This window comes from Phormidesmis sp. 146-12 (assembly GCF_052939495.1).
On the sequence record NZ_JBJPHS010000190.1, the window covers coordinates 1 to 7,319 of the forward strand.

Annotated in this window: 5 protein-coding genes; 3 read left to right on the forward strand and 2 right to left on the reverse strand. The window is 46.6% G+C overall.

Annotation, left to right across the window (positions count from 1 at the left end; all coding sequences use genetic code 11):
- Positions 1–81 precede the first annotated feature (81 nt).
- The gene (locus ACKFKF_RS33720) at positions 82–723 is read right to left on the reverse strand and encodes a GNAT family N-acetyltransferase (protein WP_446861255.1); all 642 of its coding nucleotides are present in this window, start codon (positions 721–723) and stop codon (positions 82–84) included.
- Between the two features lie 112 nt (positions 724–835).
- Between ACKFKF_RS33720 and mutS the strand changes: the two genes are divergently transcribed.
- Positions 836–3,496 (forward strand): DNA mismatch repair protein MutS, encoded by a 2,661-nt coding sequence (mutS, locus tag ACKFKF_RS33725; protein WP_446871738.1) that lies wholly within the window; start codon positions 836–838, stop codon positions 3,494–3,496.
- Between the two features lie 117 nt (positions 3,497–3,613).
- Here mutS and ACKFKF_RS33730 read toward each other — a convergent pair whose 3' ends face one another.
- On the reverse strand, positions 3,614–3,985 hold the full coding sequence (locus tag ACKFKF_RS33730) for a hypothetical protein (protein WP_446871739.1): 372 nt from the start codon (positions 3,983–3,985) through the stop codon (positions 3,614–3,616).
- Positions 3,986–4,788: 803 nt separating this feature from the next.
- Between ACKFKF_RS33730 and ACKFKF_RS33735 the strand changes: the two genes are divergently transcribed.
- Positions 4,789–5,220, forward strand: coding sequence for a hypothetical protein (locus ACKFKF_RS33735; RefSeq protein ID WP_446871740.1), 432 nt, complete (start codon positions 4,789–4,791; stop codon positions 5,218–5,220).
- A gap of 75 nt (positions 5,221–5,295) precedes the next feature.
- Positions 5,296–7,116, forward strand: coding sequence for an NACHT domain-containing protein (locus ACKFKF_RS33740; protein WP_446871741.1), 1,821 nt, complete (start codon positions 5,296–5,298; stop codon positions 7,114–7,116).
- Positions 7,117–7,319 lie beyond the last annotated feature (203 nt).

The following is a 7,319-nucleotide window of genomic DNA, read 5'->3' on the forward strand; positions in this document are numbered from 1 at the left end:
GCGGACTGGAACGGAGCGACAAAAATCTGTTCATGACTCATTTAGGATTGCTATATTTTTCAAACAGATTCTCAGATAAGTTCAACCAAAGCGCTTTTCCATTCGGTGGAGTCCGCCTACCTGGGTAGCTTGCTGAAAGCGATCGCTGGTTCGGCTGGCGACTACTTGATAGCCTAATCGTTCAAACAAGGCTTTGGCGCGATCGTTGCTGTAGGGGACATCCAGACAAATCGATCGACAGCCCAACTCCTGAGCTTCAATTTCGGCATCCTTTAAGACAGCCGTCCCCAATCCTTGACCCTGCCATTCTGGAGCAATGCTGAGACTGAGAATGTAATAGTCATTCAGGGCGACATCTTGTTTGATGCGAGTCAGATCCGCCACATTCATCAAAATTCCGGGGAGCTTTTTGAGCGGTAAGATTCGCGCCATCACGCCCTGCACTTTTTCTTCTGCCTTGCGCTTGACGTTGCCTCGATACGCGATGATTAGCCCAACGGGTTCGTCAGCGACTTCTAACACTTGAGCATGGTCAAAACTAAAGGCGTGTCCTGCAAACCCAAACGCCTGACGGAGGGTTTCTGCTGCCTCCGGTGGCTCAGACGCAAACACATAGCCAAATAGAGCCGGCCCCGACGCAAACATCAAAGGCGCACCCCAATCGACATCGGCAGCGATCGCCGGGCGCAACGTTATATCTTGAAGAGGGACAGTGACACTCATAGACAGGGATTGTAGCAGGCGCGAGAATGCGTGAACTCAAAACATCAAAAACCGCTATAGACTCAGGAAAGCTAGGATTAAAGTAAGTTTTAGTAGACTTGTACTGATATTCATGACTGTTTCTCATCCGGCACCGACTGATCCAGACTCTAACGGCGTTCCCGAACGGTTGATCAAACATGCGGTTCGGTATGCTGACCATCGATCGGTCAATCGTCAAGATCTCACTCCGATGTTACGTCACTATGCGGAGATTAAAGACCAGTATCCTCATGCGATTTTGCTGTATCGAGTCGGCGATTTTTTTGAGACGTTTTTTCAAGATGCGCTAGTCGTCTCGCGTGAGCTAGAAATCGTTCTCACCTCCAAAGATGGCGGCAAAGAAGTGGGGCGCGTTCCGCTGTCGGGCATTCCTCATCATGCGCTCGATCGCTATTGTGCGCTGCTGGTGGAGAAAGGGTACGCGATCGCCGTCTGTGATCAGGTCGAAGACGCTGCGGAAGCTCAGGGCAATCTGGTGCGGCGAGAAATTACGCGGGTCGTCACACCCGGAACGCTGCTCGAAGAAGGCATGTTGAATGCTCGGCGCAATAACTACCTAGCCGCCATTGTGATCGCCGGAAATCATTGGGGACTGGCGTATGCAGACATTTCAACTGGGGAGTTTCAGACGACGCAATCCTCGACGCTCGATCAACTGACTCAGGAATTGATGCGGCTGCAACCTGCGGAAATTTTGTTTCCCACGAATGCGCCTGACCTGGGAGGACTGCTGCGACCGGGAGAAAAATCGGCTCACCTTCCTGACAGTTTGCCGACGCAGTTTTGCTATACCTTTCGTCCCCAGGCTCCCTTTTCCCAGATCGAAGCGAGACAGCGATTGTTGCAGCGGTTTCGGGTGCGATCGCTCGAAGGGTTGGGCTGCGAACATTTGCCTCTAGCCGTTCGCGCTGCTGGCGGCCTGCTGGAATATCTGGAAGACACCCAAAAAGAAACTCAGATTCCCCTTCAGCCGATCTGCACCTATACGCTGACAGAATATCTGACGCTAGACAATCAGACGCGCCGCAATCTGGAGATCACGCAAACCTCGCGAGATGGTACTTTTCATGGGTCGCTGTTGTGGGCGCTCGATCGTACCGTCACGCCGATGGGCAGTCGGGCACTGCGTCGCTGGTTGTTACAGCCGTTGTTAGACGTTGCAGGCATTCGAGCTAGACAGGATACGCTGCAAGAACTGGTCGAAAATGGCACGCTGCGAGAAGCTTTACAAAAGCTGCTGCGACAAATCTATGACCTCGAACGGTTGGCAGGTCGAGCCGGATCGGGGACAGCCAGCCCGCGCGATCTGGTGGGATTAGCCGAGTCATTGGGCAAATTGCCTGATTTAGGAAGGCTGGTAGCAGAGTCGCGATCGCCTTACCTCAAAGCCGTTCAGCAGGTGCCGCCGATTCTCGAACAGTTGGGCAAACATTTACACAGCCGCCTGGTCGAACGTCCACCTCTGGCGCTCAAAGAAGGGGGATTAATTCGCGAAGGCATTGTGCCTCAACTGGATGAAATGCGCCAGCAAGCCGCCGACGATGAAGCGTGGTTGGCCCAACTAGAAGTCTCTGAACGAGAACGCACCAAAATTCCGACGTTGAAAGTGGGATACAGCAAAACGTTTGGTTACTTCATCAGCATTTCTCGCACCAAAGCTGGACAGGTGCCCCCAGAATACGATCGCAAACAAACCCTCGTCAACGAAGAACGCTACATCACCACAGAACTCAAAGAACGAGAAAACCGCATTCTCAACGCCCGTAAAGAATTGGGAGCCTTAGAGTACGAAATTTTTGCGGGACTGCGATCGGAAGTCGGAGAACAAGCCGAACTAATTCGCAAAGTGGCGCGATCGGTGGCTGCCGTCGATGCGCTGGCTGGACTGGCCGAAGTCGCCGTCTACCAGGGCTACTGTCGCCCTCAAATGCTTGAAGGTCGCACCATTCAAATCACAGAAGGCCGTCACCCCGTTGTCGAGCAGTCTCTCCCCGCAGGCTTTTTCGTCCCCAATTCAGCCACTCTGGGCACTGAGTCCTCCCTCCTCCCTCCTCTCTCCTCCCCCGATCTGATCGTTCTCACCGGCCCCAATGCCAGCGGCAAAAGCTGTTATCTGCGTCAGATTGGTCTGATCCAACTCATGGCACAGGTAGGGAGTTTTGTCCCGGCTCAAGCGGCTGAGTTGAGTGTGTGCGATCGCGTTTTCACCCGCGTGGGAGCCGTCGATGATTTGGCAACGGGTCAATCTACCTTTATGGTCGAGATGAACGAAACCGCGAATATTCTCAATCACGCCACGGAGCGATCGCTCGTCCTGCTCGACGAAATTGGACGGGGAACGGCCACCTTTGACGGACTCTCGATCGCCTGGGCCGTTGCCGAACATTTAGCCACTCAAATCCGAGCCAGAACCATCTTCGCCACCCACTACCACGAACTTAACGAGTTAGCTTCCATTTTGCCGAATGTCGCCAACTATCAGGTGACCGTTAAAGAAATGCCCGATCAGATTATCTTTTTGCACAAAGTCCAGCCGGGAGGTGCTGATCGCTCCTATGGCATCGAAGCGGGACGGTTGGCAGGGTTGCCCAGTTCTGTGATTCAACGTGCCCGACAGGTGATGAGCCAAATCGAGAAACACAGCAAGATTGCGATCGGACTTCGCAAAGGACGCAGCGAAAAGCCAACGGTGCCAGAAGATCCAGCCGGACAGCTAGAGATTGGATTATAGAATTAGAAATTTAAATCTCAGTAGAAAGGGACAGGGCGATCGCTTCTGAGTTTCAGAGATTCAGAAAAGGGAGTCCCAAAGCACGATCGATGCAGTGCGATCGAACTCCCAAATCTTCTACAGTTGAATCGTCTTTTTGTCGTGCAATTCCTCCAAGTGAATTAATGAACTATCGCCAATGACCATGTTGAACTTCATTAACGATCGCTGCACTTGATAACCCGACAACACTCGAATGATTTGATATTCAGTCGTTAAATCACTACTGCCATCCCACTTGAGTATTGCCAGTTTCGTTGATGCCACTTCACTCAGTTGGTCAATAAACTCGTCCATTGAATCGATGACATCTGAGAGAATGCCAGACGGCATAAAGATAAACCGCTCTTGCAAATCCAATGTCACCATCACTCGATAGCGTCTAACCGATGAGCAGTGCAACTCAAAGCCAAACGAAACCGAGTCAGGAAAATATCTCCTAACTGCCATGTTTTTATCCTCTCTATTTAATTCAAAGAGGACGGGAACGCTGACGGCTCGATCGTTCTCCAGAGAGATGAAGAGTATGCAGGATCTTGATTCCAACCTTTCAAGATCCCATCGCAAAGCAGACGTAGTACAATCATGAACGCCTCCGAAGTTAGGTCAATTAACTTTGGGTGGAAGTCCTCGGAGATTTGATCTTGCACATCAGATTTCCGGGGCGTGATCTCCACCTGCCGACATCTTACACAAGTTTTTCGTTTTTTTGAATCCTAGAAATCTTAAGTTTAGTGATGTGCTGCTCACCCATTGAGCCGAATAATCTCCCGAACCTGGTCGAGCAATTTTTGGGGTAGTGGCTGCATGGGTCTCTCCTGACGCTGATGTGTGTTATCCGTGGAGAGCGTGAAACTTGATTAGTACATTTGAGTTCTGAGAATCTACTTAGATTTCTCTTGACGAAAACTTTAAGCGTGGCTAATATACGGATAAATTGCTGCATAAGATCCTCACTAGGAGAGCTACACGGAAAGTCCTCTGGATAAGATCCTTCATCAGATTTTATGCCGCGAAGGTTCTAGATAACGCTCTCAAGAGAGACTTATGCGGATAATAGTCTGCATAAGCTCTGAAGTTTCAGTCTAATCAATTGTTAGCAAGCCTGATTTATCTGTGAGGGGGCAACAGCAAGCCTAGCTGTTAGAGGTTAGAGCCAGTTAGTACTGAGTTACTAAACTTTGATATTTGAGATTAACCAAGATCGAAAGCAGATAGTGTAGAACTAGGATAGTGCCTTTGTAACCAAACCTATGATTGAACAAATTTCTTTACTCTTAGCAACGCCTATTGTGAAAGCAGTTTTAGACAAGTTTTATGAGGGGGTTGGATCAAAGTTAGAAGAGAAAGCAGTAGAATTACTACCAGAGAAGGTAAAACAATTAGGACAAACGGTGTGGGAGAAATTGTTGCGTGGTCAACCTGGCACTGGAGAACTTCTAGAAAAGGCAGCAAATGGTTCGACAGAAGATCAGGAAAAACTTACGCAATATCTTCATGAAGCTCTAGAGTCTGACGTTGCTTTAAAGCAAGAAGCACAAAAATTAGCTGAGGAAATTCACCTTCAAATTAATAATGATTTTGGGCAAATGACCCAGATAAATCGAGATAATAGCATCGGTTATCAGACTAGAACAGGCGCTAACAGTACAAACTTTTTTGGAGGCACACATAATCATGGCTGACTGCCGCCGTCGGGAGAGGCACCGGCAAGTTTAAGTACCTTACAGCACAATCGTTCTAAAGAACAGCAGACGTTCTTGAATGATACCAAGCAAGAAATTGAAGGGTGGCTTCAGGATGCGCTTATTAATGCTCGACAGATTAGTCTTGATAAACAATTACAGCCTGAACAAGTCCAGCGTTTTCGAGATATTAAGATTGGATTAAAACTACCTGAAAATTTAGCATCGGATGTATCCATCCTAGATATCTTTGATCGAGTAGAAATTTCAGGTAGGCTGCTTATTCTTGGTGAACCTGGTTCTGGAAAAACCACCACTCTATATCAATTAGCACGAGAACTTATGCATCGTGCTGAATCAGATCCTGTTTATCCAATTCCAGTAGTTCTCAGCTTATCCTCCTGGAAAGTTTCTCGTCAACCAGTAGTAACTTGGTTTGTAGAAGAACTCAAAAAGAGGGGAGTTCGGCAGGATGTTGCTAAAAGCTGGATTGAGGCAAAGCAGATTCTACCGCTTTTAGATGGGTTAGACGATATTGAACCGACAAAGCAAATCAACTATGTTGAGGCAATCAATTTGTGGCAACAAAGCGAGTATCGTCCAAGGTTTATAGTAGTGTGCTGTCGGCGAGAAGAGTATGAAAAGGTAATTAGAGGTCACTGGCAAGAAGAAGAGCATAACCAGACAGACGAAAGACGATTAAAACTCAATGGGGCAGTTCTATTAAAAGAATTAACTGATGAACAAATTCAAACGTATCTTATTGATCTGAATCAGGCAGAATTTTGGTTGAGATTAGAGCAAAATCATATATTGAAAGGTTTAGCAAGAATTCCCTTTTGGCTAAACATAATACTGCTATCTTATGAAGAGATTTCCTTTGATGGACTAGAACAGTCTAATTCAATGGATGAGCATCAGGCTCTACTGATAAGTACTTATGTGGGGCGTATGCTCCATCGAGATTTATTCAGTCAGGCTTACACTGATTGTCAAGTGCCAAATATTGATAAAACTAATTACTGGTTAGCTTACTTAGCAAAGCAAATGCAAACAAGTAAGGAACAGTCATCCGACTTCTTGCTCGAAAACATACAACCTTATTGGTTGTCATCTTTTCCTCAATGGATAGTTTATATATTTCTCTGTGAGATAGTTCATATCTCATTATTTCTTCTTGGAACTGGACTACATGCCATCATATCTGTAGGTATAAAACTAGATACCTTTTCTATTTTGTATACATTAGAAGTCCTAAAAAGTTGCATAAGGCTTGGTTTCTTCTATGGAACTATTGCTGCTCTATTACCAATTCAGGTAACTGAAACAAGCTATTCCCTTTCATCTTTGGTTAAGGTGGCAAGAACAGTTATTCTCACTTTGCTGATATTGACATTAAATACAGTTTTGCTGTCCCCGGAGGAACCCAATATAATCTTCGATGGGTTTGTAAAAAACGGTTTTGTTTATTTGCCAGTCACTATGGGTTTCTTAAGCCTAAGTAGGAAGAGGGTAGAAACAAAGACACAAGCTAATGAAGGTATTCGTAGAACTTTCTATGATGTTGTCTTCATAGGCGCAGTTTCATTCTTAATAACTTGTTTAGGCTTATGGAGTGTCCAGATAAGTCCAGTAGATATTAATCTTAGCCTCTTTGCCTTAAGAGATGGACTGTTTAGTGGAATAGCGGTTGCAATAATTCTTGGCATGTATAAAGGCGGTACAAATATAATTAAGCACTATGCTATTCGTTTTGTACTCTGGATGAGCGGTCATATTCCCTGGAACTATGTGCGCTTTCTTGATTACTGCTCTGAGCGTCTCCTGTTACAACGGATTGGTGGACGATATCGTTTCATTCACCGCTATGTCCAAAAGCACTTTGAAAGTTCGTAGTCAAGCTTGTGTAGAAGAAAGTACATGCCGACTTGCTAACAACCCTGGTGCAGCGGACGGTTGAGAGATCTTGGTTGTGATGCAAAGGTGATCTGCCGCCGCTGACCAGGAACGTTATACAGCTAAATCTTGAGCGAGGACAGTAGCTTAAAAGTTATTTGCGAGTGTTCGGATTTCAAGCTATTGCGGTTTTGTAGTATCAT